Annotated in this window: 19 protein-coding genes; 5 read left to right on the top strand and 14 right to left on the bottom strand. The window is 55.2% G+C overall.

What is annotated here, in order from left to right:
• Positions 1-7: 7 nt before the first annotated feature.
• The 5 genes from artM to DK872_RS02845 all read right to left on the bottom strand — a co-directional run bounded on the left by artM (position 8) and on the right by DK872_RS02845 (position 3,602).
• Complete coding sequence (artM, locus tag DK872_RS02865) at positions 8-676, bottom strand: arginine ABC transporter permease ArtM (protein WP_007374098.1); 669 nt, start codon at positions 674-676, stop codon at positions 8-10.
• Positions 676-1,392, bottom strand: a complete 717-nt coding sequence (artQ, locus tag DK872_RS02860; protein ID WP_007374099.1) for an arginine ABC transporter permease ArtQ — start codon at positions 1,390-1,392, stop codon at positions 676-678. The genes artM and artQ overlap by 1 nt, the downstream gene beginning before the upstream one ends.
• 6 nt (positions 1,393-1,398) lie before the next feature.
• Entirely contained in the window at positions 1,399-2,130 is a 732-nt protein-coding gene (gene artI, locus DK872_RS02855; protein WP_035885879.1) for an arginine ABC transporter substrate-binding protein ArtI, read from the bottom strand.
• Positions 2,131-2,149: 19 nt separating this feature from the next.
• Positions 2,150-2,878 (bottom strand): arginine ABC transporter ATP-binding protein ArtP, encoded by a 729-nt coding sequence (gene artP, locus DK872_RS02850; RefSeq protein ID WP_161518012.1) that lies wholly within the window; start codon positions 2,876-2,878, stop codon positions 2,150-2,152.
• Between the two features lie 208 nt (positions 2,879-3,086).
• On the bottom strand, positions 3,087-3,602 hold the full coding sequence (locus DK872_RS02845; RefSeq protein ID WP_007374102.1) for a lipoprotein: 516 nt from the start codon (positions 3,600-3,602) through the stop codon (positions 3,087-3,089).
• 100 nt (positions 3,603-3,702) lie between these two features.
• Between DK872_RS02845 and DK872_RS02840 the strand changes: the two genes are divergently transcribed.
• Genes DK872_RS02840 through DK872_RS02830 form a run of 3 tightly spaced genes read left to right on the top strand, consistent with a single transcriptional unit; the run spans position 3,703 to position 5,446 of the window.
• Complete coding sequence (locus tag DK872_RS02840; RefSeq protein WP_035885878.1) at positions 3,703-4,026, top strand: heavy metal-binding domain-containing protein; 324 nt, start codon at positions 3,703-3,705, stop codon at positions 4,024-4,026.
• Positions 4,023-4,850: an N-acetylmuramoyl-L-alanine amidase gene (locus tag DK872_RS02835; protein WP_107146268.1), complete on the top strand. Its 828-nt coding sequence runs from the start codon at positions 4,023-4,025 to the stop codon at positions 4,848-4,850. Before DK872_RS02840 ends, DK872_RS02835 begins: the two co-directional genes overlap by 4 nt.
• Positions 4,851-4,867: 17 nt before the next feature.
• Positions 4,868-5,446 carry a hypothetical protein gene (locus DK872_RS02830; RefSeq protein ID WP_227135788.1) on the top strand — a complete coding sequence of 193 codons (579 nt, stop codon included), beginning with the start codon at positions 4,868-4,870 and terminating at the stop codon, positions 5,444-5,446.
• A 4-nt stretch (positions 5,447-5,450) separates the two neighbouring features.
• Here the strand turns inward: DK872_RS02830 and DK872_RS02825 are convergent, their stop codons facing one another.
• The 4 genes from DK872_RS02825 to poxB form a co-directional block, all read right to left on the bottom strand.
• Positions 5,451-6,464 carry an NAD(P)-dependent oxidoreductase gene (locus DK872_RS02825; protein WP_007374106.1) on the bottom strand — a complete coding sequence of 338 codons (1,014 nt, stop codon included), beginning with the start codon at positions 6,462-6,464 and terminating at the stop codon, positions 5,451-5,453.
• Between the two features lie 94 nt (positions 6,465-6,558).
• Positions 6,559-7,995 carry a DUF2867 domain-containing protein gene (locus DK872_RS02820; RefSeq protein ID WP_161518011.1) on the bottom strand — a complete coding sequence of 479 codons (1,437 nt, stop codon included), beginning with the start codon at positions 7,993-7,995 and terminating at the stop codon, positions 6,559-6,561.
• Positions 7,996-8,004: 9 nt separating this feature from the next.
• Positions 8,005-9,003, bottom strand: coding sequence for a low-specificity L-threonine aldolase (ltaE, locus tag DK872_RS02815; RefSeq protein ID WP_043954072.1), 999 nt, complete (start codon positions 9,001-9,003; stop codon positions 8,005-8,007).
• Positions 9,004-9,040: 37 nt separating this feature from the next.
• Positions 9,041-10,759, bottom strand: coding sequence for a ubiquinone-dependent pyruvate dehydrogenase (gene poxB / locus DK872_RS02810; protein ID WP_007374109.1), 1,719 nt, complete (start codon positions 10,757-10,759; stop codon positions 9,041-9,043).
• A gap of 150 nt (positions 10,760-10,909) precedes the next feature.
• On the opposite strand from poxB, the gene DK872_RS02805 reads away from it, so the two are divergent.
• Positions 10,910-11,338: a DoxX family protein gene (locus DK872_RS02805; protein WP_149288961.1), complete on the top strand. Its 429-nt coding sequence runs from the start codon at positions 10,910-10,912 to the stop codon at positions 11,336-11,338.
• Positions 11,339-11,431: 93 nt separating this feature from the next.
• On the opposite strand, the gene hcr is transcribed toward DK872_RS02805, so the two are convergent.
• The 4 genes from hcr to aqpZ all read right to left on the bottom strand — a co-directional run bounded on the left by hcr (position 11,432) and on the right by aqpZ (position 15,939).
• Positions 11,432-12,400 (bottom strand): NADH oxidoreductase, encoded by a 969-nt coding sequence (hcr, locus tag DK872_RS02800; protein WP_161518010.1) that lies wholly within the window; start codon positions 12,398-12,400, stop codon positions 11,432-11,434.
• A gap of 10 nt (positions 12,401-12,410) precedes the next feature.
• Positions 12,411-14,063, bottom strand: coding sequence for a hydroxylamine reductase (gene hcp / locus DK872_RS02795; RefSeq protein WP_007374112.1), 1,653 nt, complete (start codon positions 14,061-14,063; stop codon positions 12,411-12,413).
• Positions 14,064-14,211: 148 nt separating this feature from the next.
• Complete coding sequence (locus DK872_RS02790; RefSeq protein ID WP_079518177.1) at positions 14,212-15,111, bottom strand: lysine exporter LysO family protein; 900 nt, start codon at positions 15,109-15,111, stop codon at positions 14,212-14,214.
• A 132-nt stretch (positions 15,112-15,243) separates the two neighbouring features.
• Complete coding sequence (gene aqpZ, locus DK872_RS02785) at positions 15,244-15,939, bottom strand: aquaporin Z (protein ID WP_007374114.1); 696 nt, start codon at positions 15,937-15,939, stop codon at positions 15,244-15,246.
• Positions 15,940-16,290: 351 nt separating this feature from the next.
• Between aqpZ and DK872_RS02780 the strand changes: the two genes are divergently transcribed.
• Positions 16,291-17,949: an ATP-dependent endonuclease gene (locus DK872_RS02780; protein ID WP_007374115.1), complete on the top strand. Its 1,659-nt coding sequence runs from the start codon at positions 16,291-16,293 to the stop codon at positions 17,947-17,949.
• Here DK872_RS02780 and DK872_RS02775 read toward each other — a convergent pair.
• On the bottom strand, positions 17,946-18,902 hold the full coding sequence (locus DK872_RS02775) for a VirK/YbjX family protein (protein WP_090397176.1): 957 nt from the start codon (positions 18,900-18,902) through the stop codon (positions 17,946-17,948). The two genes, DK872_RS02780 and DK872_RS02775, sit on opposite strands and share 4 nt — an antisense overlap.
• Positions 18,903-19,048 lie beyond the last annotated feature (146 nt).

The raw sequence follows: 19,048 nt of genomic DNA, 5'->3' as shown, positions 1-19,048 counted from the left end.
TATGCAATTAGCTGCGGCGTTCGAAAGCCAGCGCTTTGCGTTCAATCAGGCGCATCATTAGCGTCAACAGACCGTTCACCACCAGATAAATCAACCCGGCTGCGCCAAACACCATTACGTCATAGGTGCGGCCGTACAGCAGCTGGCCGTGCCCCATCACCTCCATCAACGTGATGGTGTAAGCCAGCGATGTACTTTTAAACACCAGCACCACTTCGTTGGAATAGGACGAAAGGGCGCGTTTAAAGGCATAAGGCAGCAGGATCGCCAGCGTGTCTTTCTTGCTCATGCCCAGCGCGCCGCAGGATTGCCATTGACCTTGCGGAATCGCGCGGATCGCGCCGTAAAACAGCTGCGTGGTATACGCCGCACTGTTCAGCGACAGCGCCAGCAGCGCGCACAGCCACGGCTGCGACAGCAGATGCCAGATGAACGGATAGTTCTGCAACGACGGGAACTGGCCGGGGCCGTAGTAAATCAGGAAGATCTGCACCAGCAGCGGCGTACCGGTAAACAGCGTGATATAGCCGCGTACGATGTGCGTCAGCACCGGCGTTTTCAACGTCAGTATGACGGTAAACAGCAGCGACAAGATCAGCGCCACAATCAGTGACGCGATGGTCAGCGTCAGGCTGGTATGCAGGCCTTTAAACAGCTCTGGTAAATAGGCAAGCATTATCCCGGCCTCCGTTCAAAGCGCGTCGCACGCAGGTCAATGCGTTTGAGGATCCACTGGCTGAACAGAGTGATCACCAGGTAAATCGCCGCCGCCACAATGTACCAGGTGAAAGGCTCCTGAGTACGGGTTGCAATGCTTTTGGTTTGCAGCATCAGATCGTTAACGCTGATCAGTGACACCAGCGCGGTATCTTTCAACAGCACCAGCCACTGGTTACCCAGACCCGGCAGCGCATGGCGCCACATTTGCGGCATCACCAGACGGAAGAAGATCGCTCCTTTCGACAGACCGAGCGCCTGGCCGGATTCCCGCTGACCGTCCGGCACAGCTTTTAATGCACCGCGCAGGGTTTGCGAGGCGTAAGCTGAATAGAGCAGAGAGAGCGCGATTACGCCGCACAGAAACGGGCTGACATCGAAGTTTTCAATCTGTACCTGCACCGGGATCTGCACCACGCCCAGATTGATGGTGAAACCATCAGAGAGCGTCAGCAGTAGCTGCGAGGCGCCGAAATAGATAAACAGCACCACGAGGATTTCCGGCAGGCCGCGCAGCAGCGTGACCAACGCGGTACCGATCCATGCAATGGGACGCCACTTAACGGACTCCCAAACGGCAAAGATCATCGCCAGCACCAGGCCGATGAGCAGCGCACAAACGGCAAGGCCGACGGTCATCCCGGCGGCGCTTGCTAATGGAAACATTTCGTTCATTAAGGATTACTTCTGGAACCATTTGCTATAGATGGCCTGGTAAGTCCCATCTTTCTTCACTTTTTCCAGCGCAGCGTTGAATTTCTGCTGCAATTCAGTGTTGCCCTGGCGTACGGCGATACCCAGACCGGTACCGAAGTACTCTTTGTCCGTCACTTTATCGCCTACTGCTGCCAGTTTGGCATCGGCTTTCAGCCATTCGGTGACCACTGCGGTGTCACCAAAGACAGCATCAATACGGCCGTTTTGCAGATCCAGACGCGCGTTCTGGTAGCTGTCGTAAGGCACGGTGGTGATTTCCGGGTGTTTATCGTTGATGAATTTCTGGTGTGTGGTGCCGTTCTGCACGCCAACACGTTTGCCTTTCAGCTGATCGATGCTGGTGAATTTACCCTGCTGGCCGACGAACAGCGCAGAGTTGTCGTAGTACGGTGTGGTAAACAGAACCTGTTTTTCACGCTCTGGCGTGATATCCATACCGGCCATTACCGCGTCAAAACGGCGGAATTTCAGGCTCGGGATCAGGCTGTCAAAGGCCTGGTTGGTAAAGGTACAGGTCGCATCGATCTCTTTACACAATGCATTCGCCAGATCCACATCAAAGCCGACGATCTTGTTGTTGGCATCGGTGGATTCAAACGGAGGGTAGCTCGCTTCTGTCGCAAAACGAATGGTCTGGGCTGCTGTAGCGCTAAGGCTGATGCTGGCAAGTAGTGCGGCAATCAGTACTTTTTTCATTGTCTTTATTCCCGAGTCTTCAGTGAGATAGGTAGTATTTAAACGCATCGGTCTGCGGCGCGGCAAAGCAGCTGGCATCCCCTTGCTCAACAATGTGACCGTTTTCCATATACACCACGCGGCTGGCGGTTTTGCGCGCCACTTCCACTTCGTGGGTCACGATGACCTGCGTAATGCCGGTTTCCGACAGTTCGCGAATGATGCTGACAATTTGCGCGGTGATTTCCGGATCGAGTGCGGCGGTAGGTTCATCAAACAGCAGAACCTGCGGCTCCATCATCAGCGCACGGGCGATGGCGACACGCTGCTGTTGTCCGCCGGACAGGTGCAGCGGATAGCGATCGCTATAAGGTTTAAGACGTAAACGCTCCAGCAGCTTTTCGGCGCGCGCCAGCGCCTGATCTTTGCTTAAACCGAGCACGCGGCACGGCGCTTCAATCAGGTTTTGTTGCACGGTCAGATGCGGCCAAAGATTATATTGCTGGAACACCATGCCCACGTTCTGGCGCAATTCACGAATCGCTTTATCTGACGGGATTTTGGCAAAATCAAAATGGTTGCCTGCAATGCTTAACTGGCCGGAACGCGGCATTTCGAGCAGGTTGAGTACGCGCAACAGCGAACTTTTACCCGCACCGCTTGGGCCGAGCAGCACCAGAGTTTCACCCTGTGGGCAATCCAGTGTGATGTCGAAGAGCGCCTGGTGTGCGCCATAAAAGCAATTGATGCTGTTTAATTTAATACTCATCGAAGCAGTCTGATAGCAATTGAGGCCGCAAATAGTAACGTTGACAGAATAGTTATGCAATATTTGTGCGTTAAAACTTAAAAATAAACCAGGTTATGCGATAAAGTTAGCACAAAATACCGGGCGGTGAGGGAACCAGGCATAAATGTCGGCATTCCCCGGGGAATGCCAGACAATTTACGGGGGTTACCACATGTTGTGATAACCGTTAGCGATGTTCTACCGACTGGCGCAGCGTCCCAGCGGGCGCATGTACCGAGCCGCCCAGGTAGCGGACATCGTCCACCGCCCAGCACTGTCCTTCGCGGATCATCAGTACTTCATCCTGCCAGCTCTGGCTGCCCTGGCTTAGCGTTACGCGCAGCGGAATATTCCGCGCATCGCTATTAGGAATGGTGGAAGCGCTGGCGACGTCGGCATGATCGGCGGCAACGCTACGGCTGGAGAAGGGATCGGTTTTTAGCAACGCAGCGGTTTGCGGATCGCGGCTGGCGTTATTCAGCATTTTTGCCAGGTCGTCACTCAGGTATGGGCGCAATGCTGTCAGGTCGCTGCCCGGATGAGCGATGCGGTAGTCATAAAATTGTTGTGCAACGCTGTCCGGACCGCCTTCCACACACTGCCCGCTATGGGCGCCAATATCTTTATAGGCCGGGGTTACGGTGGTACAGGCGCTCAGCAGCAGCGCGCACGGCATTACAAGAGTCAAAACTGAATAGCGCATGTTGATTTCCTTATTTCTCTTCAGAAGACACGACCTTTCAAGAATAGTGTATTGATCTGATAATGTGTCTCGTAACGTGCGCAATCAAAAGGAGAACCTTATGCAATTTTCAACCACGCCGACACTCGAAGGACAGCCGATTATCGAGTATTGCGGCGTCGTGACGGGCGAAGCGATTCTGGGCGCCAATATTTTCCGCGATTTTTTTGCCGGTATCCGCGATATTGTCGGCGGACGTTCTGGTGCTTATGAGAAAGAACTGCGTAAAGCGCGGGAAATTGCCTTTCGTGAACTGGGCGACCAGGCGCAGCAGCTTGGTGCAGATGCGGTGGTCGGTATTGATATCGATTATGAAACTGTAGGCAAAGACAGCAGCATGCTAATGGTGAGCGTCAGCGGTACGGCGGTTAAAACGCGCCGATGAAAAAGTATGCATTAGCAATGCTGGCGCTGCTTCTGGCTGGCTGTGCGAGTGAAAAAGGGATTATCGATAAAAACGGCTACCAGCTGGATACGCGGCGTCAGGCGCAGGCAGCCTATCCACGTATCAAGGTGCTGGTGATTCATTACACGGCGGATGATTTTGATGTCTCGCTGGCGACGCTCACCGACAAGCAGGTGAGCGCCCATTACCTGGTACCCGCCAGGCCGCCGCTGTACCACGGTAAACCGCGCATCTGGCAGCTGGTGCCGGAGCAGGATCTTGCCTGGCACGCGGGGGTGAGTTTCTGGCGCGGCGCGACGCGCATCAACGATACCTCCATCGGCATTGAGTTAGAAAACCGCGGCTGGCAACGAAGCGCGGGAGGAAAAACCTTCGCGCCTTTTGCTCCTGAGCAAATTAGTGCATTGATACCACTGGTAAAAGATATTATCGCGCGGTACAACATCGCGCCGCAAAACGTGGTGGCGCATGCCGATATCGCGCCGCAGCGTAAAGACGATCCCGGCCCGTTATTCCCGTGGCAGGCGTTGGCCGCTCAGGGGATTGGCGCCTGGCCGGATGCGGCGCGGGTAGCATTTTACCTGAATGGTCGTTCTCCTCATCAGCCGGTGGAAACGGCGTCGCTGCTTGATTTGTTGGCGCGCTACGGCTACGAAGTGAAACCGGAAATGACGTCTGCGCAGCAGAAACGAGTGATTGAGGCGTTTCAGATGCATTTCCGTCCGGGGTTATGGAACGGTGTTGCGGATGCCGAAAGCCAGGCCATTGCCGAGGCATTACTGGAAAAATATGGCCAGGGGTGACTGCCGCTGGTTTTTTTATGACGAGGTCAATGGAAATGGTGTTTCGCATCATGACAGGTGCACTGCTGATGGCGGCTTTTGCTGTCCACGCTGCGCCAAACCCGCCGTACGCATGTTCCTACTGGGACAAACAAACTGACAGTGTGGAAACGCTGGATGAGTGCGCCGTACTGAAAGACGGCAAGCTGGTATTTTTACCCGCGCTATTTGCCAAAACCCATGATGTCGATGGCATGTCGTGGGTCGGGCTGCACAATTATACCCGTGGAGCGGGGGAGCAGGATGCGGATTATTATGTGCGTTCTGCGCACGAGTATTTGCCAGTGATTCATTTCGATAACGGGCCGGACTGGTTTGTTGAGGGACTGGTGCGCTCAACGCAGAACGGCAAAGTGGGCTACTGGGATGACAGTTTTCGCAACCGCATTGCCGCCCGCTATGATTACGCTTCGCAGTTTGAGGGTGGCAAAGCGCTGGTCTGCATCGGGTGCAAACCGCAGCGTGAAGGCGAGCATATCTCGTTGAGCGGCGGGGAGTGGTACTACATTGATAAGAGCGGCCAGCGGGTGTCTGAGATTAAATCCGGGCCGTTCTGATCTGTTAGCGGTGTAGTTTACCGTGATCTTTTAACCAGTGCGCCGTGCGTTTGATGCCTTCATCCAGCGTCACGATCGGCGCATAGCCCAACTCTTCCTGCGCGCGCGTGATATCCAGCGTGAAATCAAAATTGAGCTTCGACACGCCATAGTGGGTGAAGGCGGGTTCTTTCGCGCGCTTATCGCCAAAACGCTCCATGCTGCGGGCCAGCATATCCAGCATGGTGTAGGGTACGGAGCGAATGCGGCAGGAGATCGCCAGATCGTCAATCAGCCGCTGTACGATGCTGCGCAGCGAGCGCGGCTCGCCGTTAGTGATGTTATACGCCCGCCCTGAGGGTAACGTGTCGCACTGTTGCTGGCTGGCGAGCCACATCGCATGCACTGCATTTTCGTAGTAGGTCATATCCACCAGCGCATCACCACCGCGCGGCAGTAACACGCTGCGGTAGTGGTGCATCATCTGCGCCAGACGTGGGATAAATACTTTGTCGTGCGGACCAAACAGGCTTTGCGGGCGCAGAATCGTAAAGCGGGTATTGGGGTTCGCCTGCGCCAGCAGATCGATGACCTGCTCGCCAGCGGCTTTGCTGCGGGCAAATTCGTTGGCGAAACGCGCCGGGCGAAAATCTTCCGGGATATCGCGATGGTGGTGATAATCGAAGTAGAGCGAAGGCGAGGAGATATGGATAAAGTTGCGTACGCCCCAGGCGACAGCCCATTCACCCAGACGGCGCGTGGCACGCACATTCGCCAGGTCAAACGCTTCCTGCGTTCCCCACGGTGAGGTGAAGCTGGAGCAGTGCCACAGCGTATCGATATCAGCGAGCATGATTTTAGCCTGCGATGAAACCAGCTCGGTTAAATCTGCATGCACAAACTCGGCGCCCATCTTGCTCAGCAACTTGCCCATCGCTTCGTTGCGGCCCGTCGCCCTGACGCTGATCCCTTTTTGACGCAGATATTCGACGGCGTTTCGGCCTAAACCGCTGGTTGCGCCCGTGACCAGTACCTTCATATCAATCCACTGTGTTGAAAAGCAATTATCGCGCGCATTCTTCCGTGAATTACGCCGCGATGCAATGGGAGAAGTAAAAGAAAAAGGTTAACCGTCAGACTTTTTCGCTATTTTTTTCTGCCAGACGGGCAATTTGTTGCGCCATACCACGAAAGATGAACAGATGAGCCGGGAACATCAGCAGCCAGTAAAACAAACCCGGCATGCCGTGCGGATGCCACCAGGCGCGGACATCCAGCAGCCGGTGATCGCCTTTGTCGCTTAACGTAAAGGCCAGCCGCCCCAGCCCCGGCGCTTTCATGCCAAACAATAATGCCAGTTGCTGCTCCGGCTCGGCGATGATCACTTTCCAGCTATCTACCGCATCACCGGTTTGCAGCCAGGCGCGATCGGGACGCCCGCGCGGCAGTGGGTGACCAATTAAACGATCGAGCGCCGCGCGGGTTTCCCATAGCAGATTGCCGAAAAAGTAGCGCTCTTTGCCGCCGATACGGTTAACCACTTCCCACAGCGCGCTGAGGCTGGCTGCGGTTTTTACCTGATAACCAGCCTGTTTCGGAAAGTAGCCGTATTGCGGACGCCAGCGTGAGAAGGCCTGCGGGTCATAGCCCCAGTCGGCGGAATTCACCAGCTTTTCTTCTTCCTGCAACGTCTGACGCACTGCGTCATCAAAGCGGATCAACGTTTGCGGGATCAAACGGCGCAATGCGCGATCGTCGGCCAGCAGATCGTGCTTCAGCCCCTGGATCAGCGCCTTTGCGATGCCTGGCGGCACGGAAGTGATGAGATGTAAAAACCAGACGGAGATCAGCCGCGTTGGCAGCGGAATGGGGATCAGCGGGCGGTGTACGCCGCTGACGCGCATAAAGTGCTCGAACTGTTGCTGATAGCTCAGCACTTCCGGCCCGGCAGCCTCAAACACGCGGTGTTCCGCCGCCGGATGATGCAACAACTCCAGCAGGTAATACAGCAGGTTTTCCAGTGCAATCGGCGTGGTACGAGAACGCACCCAGCGCGGCGGCGTCAGCACCGGCAGGTTAAATACCATATCGCGCATCACTTCAAAGGCCGCCGAACCCGCGCCGACAATAATTCCGGCGCGCAATTCGGTAACCGGCACACCGGCTGCCCGCAGCAGATCGCCGGTATATTGCCGCGCCAGTAGATGGTCAGAATCCGTTGCTCCTTTTGCCTGCAACGAACTGAGGAAAATAACCTGTTTGACCGGCGTTTCCCGCAGCGCATCGCGCACATTCAGGGCGATTTGCCGTTCATGCGCCACAAAATCGCTGCTTTCGCCCATGCTATGCACCAGATAGTAGAGCGTATCAATATCGGCCAGCAGCGCCGGAAGATCCTGTGGCCAATAGAGATCGATAGTGTGGCAGGTCACGCCGGGCAACCGCTGCTTTTGCAGGCGCGTTAACTGGCGCGCCGCCGCTTTGACCTGGTGGCCTTGCTGACTGAGCGCGGCCACCAGCCGCTGCCCGATATAACCGCTGGCGCCAAGCGCCAGGATCCGCTGCGCCACATCTGCTCCTTAGCGCTGTAAAAAAGCCTGCCAGTGGCGAACCACCTCGGTGAGCTGCTGGCGATTGACGTCGAGATGGGTGACCAGTCGCACCACCGGCGAAGCGTTGATTAACACATCGCGTTCGCGCATAAACGCCCCCAACGCTGCGGCCGGTTCGCCAACACGAACGAACAACATGTTGGTGTCGTGGCGCATCACGTCGGCGCCAATCTCCTGTAGCTGAGCAGCCAGCCAGGCGGCGTTCTCGTGATCCTCTTTCAGCCGCGCGACGTTGTGCTTCAGCGCATACAGGCCCGCTGCGGCAAGGATCCCGGCCTGGCGCATGCCGCCGCCGGTCATTTTGCGCCAGCGGTTGGCGCGGGTGATATAAGCTTTGTCGCCCACCAGTAATGAACCGACCGGCGTGCCGAGGCCCTTCGACAGGCAGATGGTGAAGGAGTCGCAATATTGCGCGATCGCGCTAAGGTCGCAGCCGTATTCCACGATGGCGTTAAAGATGCGTGCGCCATCAACGTGCAGTGACAGCCCGCGCTCGCGGGTAAATTCCCACGCCTGTTTCAGGTAGTCGCGCGGCAGCACTTTGCCGTTGTGGGTGTTTTCCAGACTGAGCAGTTTGGTGCGCGCGAAGTGGATGTCATCGGCTTTGATTTTTGCCGCAACTTTGTCCAGCGGCAGTGTCCCGTCGGCGGCGGCATCAATGGGCTGCGGCTGAATGCTGCCGAGCACTGCGGCTCCGCCCGCTTCGTAGAGATAGTTATGCGCTCCCTGGCCGACAATATACTCTTCGCCGCGCTCGCAATGGCTTAACAGCGCCACCAGGTTGGCTTGCGTACCGGTCGGCAGAAACAGTGCGGCTTCTTTACCGCTGAGTTCCGCCGCGTAACGCTGCAGTTCGTTAACGGTGGGATCATCACCGTAAACATCGTCCCCGACCGGGGCGGCCATCATCTCTTCGAGCATGGCGCGCCCCGGGCGGGTTACGGTATCACTACGTAAATCAATCACGGCATTTCCTTTCTCTGGCTCAGGTTAAACTTCTGTTTTACCTGAGCCAGTTGGTTTTCGCCAGTTCGATGACTTCATCGCCGCGTCCGCTGATAATGGCGCGCATCATATAGAGGCTGAAACCTTTGGCCTGCTCCAGTTTGATTTGCGGCGGGATCGCCAGTTCCTCTTTGGCGACCGTGACATCCACCAGCACCGGGCCATCGATCGAGAAGGCGCGCTGGAGCGCTTCGTCAACATCGGCGGATTTCTCCACGCGGATCCCGGTAATGCCGCAGGCCTCGGCGATGCGGGCAAAGTTGGTGTCCTGCAACTCCGTACCATCTGTTAAATAGCCGCCCGCTTTCATCTCCATCGCCACAAAGCCGAGCACGCTGTTATTAAAGACGATAATTTTCAGCGGCAGCTTCATCTGCACAACAGAGAGAAAATCACCCATCAGCATGCTGAAACCGCCATCGCCGCAGAGCGCCACGACTTGTCTTTCCGGGTGGGTTGCTTTTGCACCGAGCGCCTGCGGCATGGCGTTGGCCATCGAACCATGGTTAAAGGAACCGAGCAGGCGGCGCTTGCCGTTCATTTTCAGATATCGCGCTGCCCACACCGTTGGTGTGCCGACATCACAGGTGAAAATCGCGTCATCCGCGGCAAAATGGCTGATTTGTTGCGCCAGATATTGCGGGTGAATCGATTTCTCGCTCGGCTTCGCTAAGTCATCCAGCCCTTTGCGGGCTTCGCGGTAATCCGCCAGCGCTTTATCAAGGAAGCGGCGATCGGTTTTTTCTTCCAGCAACGGCAGCAACGCGGCAAGGGTGGCTTTGATATCGCCCACCAGTGCCATATCCACTTTGCTGTGTGCGCCAATGCTGGCCGGATTGATATCGATCTGGATGATTTTGGCATCAGTGGGGTAGAAGGCGCGATAGGGGAATTGCGTGCCGAGCAGCACTAAGGTATCGGCATTCATCATGGTGTGGAACCCGGAAGAGAAACCAATCAGCCCGGTCATGCCGACATCGTATGGGTTGTCGTACTCCACATGTTCTTTACCGCGCATCGCGTGGACAATGGGCGCATTCAGTTTCCCGGCGAAAGCCAACAGCTCTTTGTGCGCACCGGCGCAGCCGCTGCCACACATCAGGGCGATATTGCTGGAGTAGCGCAGCAACTGCGCCAGTTTTTGTAACTCTTCTTGTGTCGGTGTGACCACCGGTTGCGGCGCACTGTACCAGTGGCTGCTGGCGCTTTCCGGCGCGGGTTTCAGCGCCACGTCGCCAGGCAGTACCACGACGGACACGCCTTTATTAAGCACGGCTTTGCGCATGGCGATCGCCAGCACTTGCGGGATCTGTTCCGGATTGGAAACCAGTTCGCAATAGTGGCTGCATTCGCGAAACAGTTCCTGAGGATGGGTTTCCTGGAAGTAGCCGCTACCGATTTCGCTGGAGGGAATGTGGGCCGCAATGGCCAGCACCGGAACATGGTTGCGGTGGCAATCGAAAAGACCGTTGATCAGATGTAAATTTCCCGGCCCGCAGGAACCGGCACAAACCGCCAGCTCGCCGGTCAGTTGCGCTTCCGCCCCGGCGGCGAAGGCGGCGACTTCTTCATGACGCGTTGGCATCCAGTGAATGGTACCCATGCGATTCAGGCTGTCGCTCAGCCCGTTAAGAGAATCACCGGTTACCCCCCAAATCCGTTTAACGCCCGCTTGTTCAAGGGTTTTAGCAATATAAGCAGCCACTGTCTGTTTCATGGAAAGCTCCTTTTGTGATCTTGATTACAAGCTTAGACAATGATTCTGCCTGGAATGAGATTAACGATGCCCTTTTTTAAAACAGGGGTTTATTTCAGTTACACTCCGTAATACTCTGAAAAAGGTCGATGAAAACAGGAATCATTTCAAATGGTTAAATCATTGTTAAATGCAGTTAATAATATGTTTTCGCATGAAGATCTTGGCCGACTGTTGCTGCGTTTGTTGGTTGGCGGATTGATGTTGTTTCACGGGCTGCACAAATTAATCGGCGGTATTGATGGTATTGCGGGCATGCTGGTGGCAAAAGGGTTACCGGGTTTTATTGCTTACGGCGTGCTGATTGGCGAAGTGCTGTGCCCGATTCTGATCATTCTGGGCGTTCTGACTCGCCCCGCCGCGCTGGTGCTGGCATTTACGATGGTGGTGGCGTGGTTACTGGTCGGCATTGGTAAAACGGGCGCTCTGGATGCGACTGGAGCGTGGGCGATTGAAAGTATTGTTTACTTCTTTATTGCTGCGCTGGTGATTGCTTTTATTGGTGCGGGCCGCTATTCCGTGGCGCCAGCGTGGAAGTAGTGCAGAGTTAACAGCGTACCGGAACGATACCCGGTCAATGAGATCCAAAAAACGCCCTCCAGATGAAGGGCGTTTTATTTTGTGCAGAAAGCGTTACGCCAGCACCAAATCCCCCCGGGGATGGCAGGAGCAGGCCAGCACATATCCGGCGGCAATCTCTTGCTCCGTCAGCGTCATGGTGCTGCTGACGGTATACTCTCCGGAAATCACCTGCGTTTTACAACAGCCGCACACACCGGCGCGGCAGGCGGCATTCACTGGCATCTTATTGCTCTCCAGCGCTTCCAGCAGCGTGCTGCCCACAGGCGCGTAGAAGGTTTTCATCGGCGAGAGTTTGCTGAACTTCAACCCACTGGTGGCAGCCTGCGCGACAGGGGTAAAGAATTTCTCTTTAAAGAAACGCGTTACGCCCAGCGCTTTCACTTCGTTCTCAACCCAATCCATGTACGGCGCCGGGCCGCAGGTCATCACCGTGCGCGCGGCCAGATCCGGCACCTGGCTGAGCAGTTCGTGGCTCAGACGGCCAGAAGCAAAACCTGCGCTGGCGTCATTTTCCGCCACCAGCGTGACAGGATATTCGCGCCACTCGCCGGCGAAAATCACATCCTGCGGCGAACGCACATTGAAGATCACCTGCACATCGGCCTGCGGGCGATACTTCGCCAGCCAGCGGCGCATCGACATAATCGGTGTCACACCGCACCCTGCCGCCAGCAGCAACAGCTTATCGTTCGGTTCGTTATCACAGGTAAATTCCCCCTGCGCATCGGAAAGCCACAGATAATCGCCGCGTTTTACTTCCTGGGTCAGCCACCGGGAACCTGCGCCATCATCAATACGGCGAACGGTCAGCGTAATGTATTCGCTCACGCCCGGCGTGGATGAAAGGGTGTAAGCACGCAGCGTGTCGGCGCTGTTGCGAATGCTTACCAGCGCGTACTGCCCGGCGCGATACGGATAGTAATCGTGGCATAACAGCGACAGCGTCCAGACATCCGGCGTTTCCTGATGGATATGGTGAACCTGCATGCGCCACGGGCATTGAGGGGTTGGCATGGTCATCGTTATCTCCTTATGCGCTCAGCAACTGCTGCATATCCTGTTCAACGGTCGTGACCTGGCGCAGGCCAAATTTCTCATTCAGCACGGCCAGCAGATCCGGCGTCAGGAAGCCCGGCGCGGTCGGGCCGGTAACGATATTGGTGACGCCCAGCGACAGCAGAGTCAGCAGGATGACGATAGCTTTCTGTTCAAACCAGGAGAGTACCAGTGACAGCGGCAGGTCATTCACACCGCAGCCCAGTTTTTCCGCCAGCGTTACCGCCAGAATAATCGCCGAGTAGGCGTCATTACACTGACCGGCATCGATCAGACGCGGCAGCCCTTCGATATTGCCGAAGTCGAGTTTGTTGAAGCGATATTTCCCACAGGCCAGCGTCAGGATCAGGCAGTCATCCGGTACCTGGGTGGCGAAATCGGTGAAGTAATTACGTTCGCCGCGTGCGCCGTCGCAGCCGCCGACGAGGAAGACGTGGCGCAGTTTTTCGCGGCTCACCAGGTCTATCAGCGAATCCACCGCACCAAGCAGGGTCTGGCGACCAAACCCGACAGTGATCAGGTGTTCGATTTCGCTGAACGGGAAACCGGACATCTGCTGTGCCTGGCGGATCACCGGAGCGAAATCGTCGCCTTCGAGGTGGTTCACGCCCGGCCAGCCAACAATGCTGCGGGTCCAGATACGGTCGTCATAAGAACCGACGGTCGGATCAATGATGCAGTTGGAGGTCATTACGATTGGGCCGGGGAAGCGGGCGAATTCCACCTGCTGGTTCTGCCAGCCACTACCGTAGTTGCCGACCAGATGTTTAAATTTACGCAGTTCAGGATAACCGTGTGCCGGTAACATTTCACCGTGGGTATAGACGTTAACGCCGGTGCCTTCGGTTTGTTGCAGCAGGTTGTAGAGATCTTTCAGGTCGTGACCAGAGATCAAAATGCATTTCCCGGCGACGGCTTTAACGTTCACCTGGGTCGGCGTTGGATGGCCGTAAGTGCTGGTTTCACCGGCATCGAGGATGCTCATGACGCTGAAGTTCATCTGGCCAATTTCCATTGAACATTCAAGCAGAGCGTTCATGTCCGCAGGCCAGGTACCCAGCCAGGCCATAATTTTATGGTAGCGGGCATAAATAGCGTTGTCGTACTGGCCGAGTACGTGCGCATGCTCCATATAAGCGGCTGCGCCTTTCAGACCGTACAGGCAGAGCAGACGCAGGCCAAGGATATTTTCGCCAATCGTGGCTTTGTCTTTGTTCGGCGTGAATTCTGCTGCCTGGCGCTGTAATTCGCCCAGATCGTCGCTGACCAGTTGCAGCTCAGCCATCGGGTTATCAACGCTGGCGTTCGGGTCGATAGAAAGGCAGAGCGCTTTCAGCGCTTCACGTTTGGCTATCGCTTCACGGGCGTAACCGACAATGCGTACGGAGTCGAAGTTGACATTGGTCAGCGTCGAGAAGAAGGCGCGCGGCGCGAAGCTGTCGATTTCATGATCGATGAGATCGTAGTCACGGGCTTTGCAGGCCCAGGCAGAGAGCCCTTGTAACGCGGCAATCAGCAAATCCTGGAGGTCGGACGTTTCGGCGGTTTTACCGCACATCCCCTGCGCATACGCACAGCCATTACCCGCCGGGGTTCGAATGGTTTGTTCACATTGCACACAAAACATGGTCACACCTTCACTTTTAAAGTTATATTTAAAATACATGTTTAAGATTATGCTGGTGAGAGAAGCCTTAAAAGCGCTTTTCAGTGCAACTTACAGGGAGATTGATTTAGCGCAATTTTGGCGGCAAAAAGTTACCGCCAAAGAGGTATCAGGCAGAGAAGAAGGCCATGAGCAATGGCACCAGCAGGCTGAGGATAAAGCCGTGAACAATGGCCGCAGGTACCAGCTCCAGACCGCCGCTGCGCTGGAGCACTGGCAGGGTAAAATCCATTGACGTTGCACCGCACAGACCGAGCGCCGTGGATCGGCTGCGGCGTACTAAGCCGGGGATCAACATGATGGCGATCAATTCGCGCGCCAGATCATTAAAGAAGGCTGCACTGCCAATGACCGGGCCAAAAGATTCGGTCAGCAAAATGCCGGACAGCGAATACCAGCCAAAACCGGAGGCCATCGCCAGACCTGTCTGGAGCGGCAGGCCAAGCAGTAATGCGTTGATGGCGCCGCCAACCAACGAACTGAGCGCCACCACTACGGCGATGATCATTCCGCGGCGGTTGAGGACAATCTGCTTCAGCGTCATACCGCTGTTGCGTAGCTGGATGCCGACCAGCAACAGCAGGAAGATCAGCGTATATTCGCTGGCTTCCGCGGCATGCTGTAAAAACGCCAGCCCGCTGAGGCCAATGGCAAAACCGGCAACCACCACACCGCACAGACGCAGGGATTCCAGCGCCATGGCAAGACGCGAAGGCAATTTTTCCTGCTGATGCTGGTGCTGCCAGGGAAGAGAACGCTCCAGCCATAACAGTGCAACGGCATTGCACAGCAGGATCACCACGATGCTCACCGCGGAATAGTGAAATATCGACAGCAGATTGGCGCTGAGATTATCGAGGAACGCGAGGCTGATCCCCATAAAAAACAGGATCAGGTAAACAATCCAGCTCAGTAATTTATTGATCAGTTTAAGAGCCGCAGTATGACGCAGGGGAATAAGGTAGCCGACGATCAGCGGCAGAAGAATAATTAGCAATCCTGAAAGCATGAACAGCCCGAATCCTTGCAAAAATGAGTAAGCGCCGGACACACTACCGAAAGGTGGGAACTGAGTAAAGCCACGAAAAGACGCAGTAATAATGTAAAAAAAAGCCCGGCGTGCTTGCCGGGCCTGATTTTATTAATCGCGTTTTTCCAGCAATGTGCGGTAAATCACCCCACCCAGAATGCCGCCGATAATCGGCATTACCCAGAAGAACCATAATTGCTGCAATGCCCAGCCGTCCTGGAATATTGCGACGGCGGTACTGCGCGCCGGGTTAACGGAAGTATTGGTCACCGGAATACTGATTAAATGGATAAGCGTCAGCGCCAGACCAATGGCAATAGGGGCAAAGCCCGCCGGCGCGTGTTTATCCGTGGCGCCATGGATTACCAGCAGAAAGCCGCAGGTCAGCACGATTTCAATCAGCATCGCGGAGTAAATGGAGTATCCCCCCGGCGAATGTTCGCCATAACCGTTCGAGGCAAAACCACTGGCTGTTGCATCGAAGCCCGCTTTGCCGCTGGCGATAAAATAGAGTGCCGCCGCTGCCACAATGCCGCCAACGACCTGCGCGACAATATAACCAATCACGTCTTTCGCCGGAAAACGACCGCCTGCCCACAGGCCTATTGTCACTGCAGGATTAAAATGCCCGCCTGAAATATGACCAACGGCAAAAGCCATGGTCAGCACCGTTAAACCAAACGCCAACGCAACCCCAGCGAAACCAATACCGGTTTGCGGAAACGTTGCGGCCAGCACTGCGCTGCCGCAGCCGCCAAACACCAGCCAAAATGTGCCAAAGCACTCTGCTGCTAATTTTCTGAACATAGCCACCTCGATAAGAACAGAACCGGGCAAACGCCCTTGCCATAGGTAAAGCACCAATAAATGCGCGGTTATTCTAATCCTGGTGGTAGTTAAAACAACTGATAAATTAAAATAAATTGAAATATAATATATGTTCTATAGGATTATTTTGGTATTGAGTTTTGATATTTGTTTTATGATTGGGTTCTTGTTCTTTTTATTTGTTTGCATTGTACTTCCCTCAACCGCATTTGCGCTTTGCTACATATTTTTCAATAAAATTTTGTACTTAGCGCATGACCTGGCGCTTTCCGCCCCGCTATACTTCTCAGAAAGCATAGACGAGAAAGACGAAAACAGCCGGAGGGAAGAATGATTCTGGAGCGTGTAGACATTGTCGGATTCCGCGGCATCAATCGTTTATCGTTGCAGCTTGAGCAGAATAACGTGCTGATTGGTGAGAACGCCTGGGGTAAATCCAGCTTGCTTGATGCGTTAACGTTATTACTGTCACCGGAAACCGATCTCTACCATTTTGTTCGGGAAGATTTTTGGTTCCCGCCGGGAGATATCCAGGGGCGTGAGCACCATCTGCACATTATTCTGACTTTCCGTGAATCTGAGCCGGGACGCTACCGCGTGCGACGCTATCGTCCTCTTGCTGAATGCTGGGTGCCCAGTCACGACGGATACCATCGCTTGTTTTATCGCCATGAAGGCGAACTGTCTGATGATGGCAGTGTGCTGACATTGCGTGGTTTTCTGAATGAACAGGGGGAGTTGCTCGATCTTCCCGATATCGACGAGTGCGCCCGTCATCTGGTGCGTTTGATGCCGGTGTTGCGTCTGCGCGATGCGCGATTTTTACGGCGTATCCGCAGCGGTACGATGCCTGATACACCCGAAATGGAAACTACCGCCCGGCAGCTTGATTTCCTCTCCCACGAGCTGGTTTCCCGACCACAAAATTTGACGGACGGGCAGATCCGCCATGGTCTCTCCGCAATGGTGCAACTGCTGGAACACTACTTCGCTGAACAGGGCAGTGGGGCTTCGCACCAGCGTCTGATGCGGCGTCGCTCTCATGATGAGCAGCGTAGCTGGCGCTATCTGGATATTATCAACCGCATGATCGACAAACCCGGCGGCCGTATGTACCGGGTGATCCTGCTGAGTTTTTTTGCCACCTTATTGCAGGCGAAAGGAACGGTGCGCCTCGACCGCGACGCGCGGCCATTGCTGCTGGTGGAAGATCCTGAAACACGGCTGCACCCGATTATGTTGTCGGTCGCCTGGCAACTGCTGAATTTGTTGCCATTGCAGCAGGTGACGACGACCAATTCTGGTGAGCTGTTGTCGATGACGCCGGTTGAGCAGGTCTGTCGGCTGGTGCGCGAATCGTCGCGCGTTGCGGCCTGGCGTCTTGGGCCCGGCGGCTTAAATTCCGAGGATGCGCGGCGTATCGCTTTCCATATCCGCTTCAACCGCGCCTCTTCGCTGTTTGCCCGCTGTTGGCTGCTGGTGGAAGGGGAGACAGAAACCTGGGTGATTAACGAACTGGCGCGCCAGTGCGGCCACCATTTCGATGCCGAAGGGGTGAAAGTCATTGAATTCGCCCAGTCCGGATTAAAACCGCTGGTTAAGTTTGCCCGCCGTATGGGGATTCAATGGCATGTGCTGGTGGACGGCGATGAAGCGGGGAAAAAGTACGCCGCCACGGTGCGCAGCCTGCTGGATAATGATCAGGTTCAGATACGGGAGCATCTGACCGAGTTGCCGGCGCGTGATATGGAACATTTTATGTACCGGGAAGGTTTTGCTGATATCTATCATCGAGTGGCGCAACTGCCGGAAAATGTGCAGATGAATATGCGTCGGGTGATCATCAAAGCGATTCATCGTTCATCGAAGCCGGATCTGGCGATAGAAGTGGCGATGGAAGCGGGGCGCCGCGGGATAGATGCTGTACCGCCCCTGTTGCGCAAGATGTTTTCCCGCGTGCTGTGGCTGGCGCGCGGGCGCGCGGATTAATTCCGGCAGAGTCTGGCAGTCTGGCTATGCAGACTATCGAGTAATTCGTAACGGCGTCGATACTCTGCGCGTTTTTTACTGGCGATCGCCTCCATCGGTTTACGCGGCATTGCCAGTGGCAGGATATAATCGCCGGACGCGTCAGCTACGGCGCCCAATGATTGCCAAAAACTATTGTAATCTGCGTGCAGTTGCCCCTGCTTTTTTCGACGGTAACGAATATTGCGATAGATATGGGTTTCGTTGCTGACAGCGCGGATCTGCTGCACGTTCAGGAACTGGCTCAGCGTCATCGCGGCCTCTACCAACAGACGTTTTGGAAAGAGACCGTGGCAGGATTTGGTCGCAGCCTGAATAAGTTCATGCGGCACGTGGGCTTTGGCTCCCTGTAACCCGCCAATATACAGCGTGTTTTTGCCGGTAAACTGACACAGGGTAAATGTCAGCCCGGCCAGTACGGTATTCTGTGCATCGCAGAATACCAGCGTTGCTTCACCTTCCTTGTCCAGCATGGCTTCTGAACACAGACGCAACGAATAATGCTGCTCATCTTTACCGTTCAACAGTGCAACGGTGATTCCCGACTTGTTAAGATAGCCATTAACCAGCCTGGCGGGCAGCAGGGCCGCGATCGTGTTGTAATGCCAGCACAGCGCGTCGCACGTTTGTGCACGGTTGATATTCATCGACAACCATGGGCGATGCAGGCGGCAAGGTAAACCTGGCTGCACCTGTAACATTTTGGCCAGCATGGGCTGACGTATCAGGCGTGTGAGAAAATGGGCGGTGCTGAACGGCGTGGCCAGCGAACGTAGCAGAAATTTGCGGCGATAGGCAGGATGATGCCATGCCAGTCCTGGCATCAGTTCGCCCGAAGCAAGAGAATAAAAGAGTTGCCATGCCGTTTTCGGCAGTGGCATATCGGTATGTATCGTGTCGGCGATGGTGGACATATTGAAATCCGGGTATCTCACAGAGATCGCCATTCCATCAGCCAGCGCTTCAACAACATCTAAATGAATAATGGAGAGATTAAGAATTTTCTGTTTCGTTGATATTTTGTTTGGTTAAGAATGTTATCTACAGGCCGCGTGTCAGA

It is taken from the genome of Kosakonia sp. MH5 (genome assembly GCF_009935945.1).
GTDB classification, from domain to species: Bacteria; Pseudomonadota; Gammaproteobacteria; order Enterobacterales; family Enterobacteriaceae; genus Kosakonia; species Kosakonia radicincitans.
The sequence above is the reverse complement of the archived record's forward strand: the minus strand, read 5'-3'. Positions and strand labels throughout refer to the sequence as shown.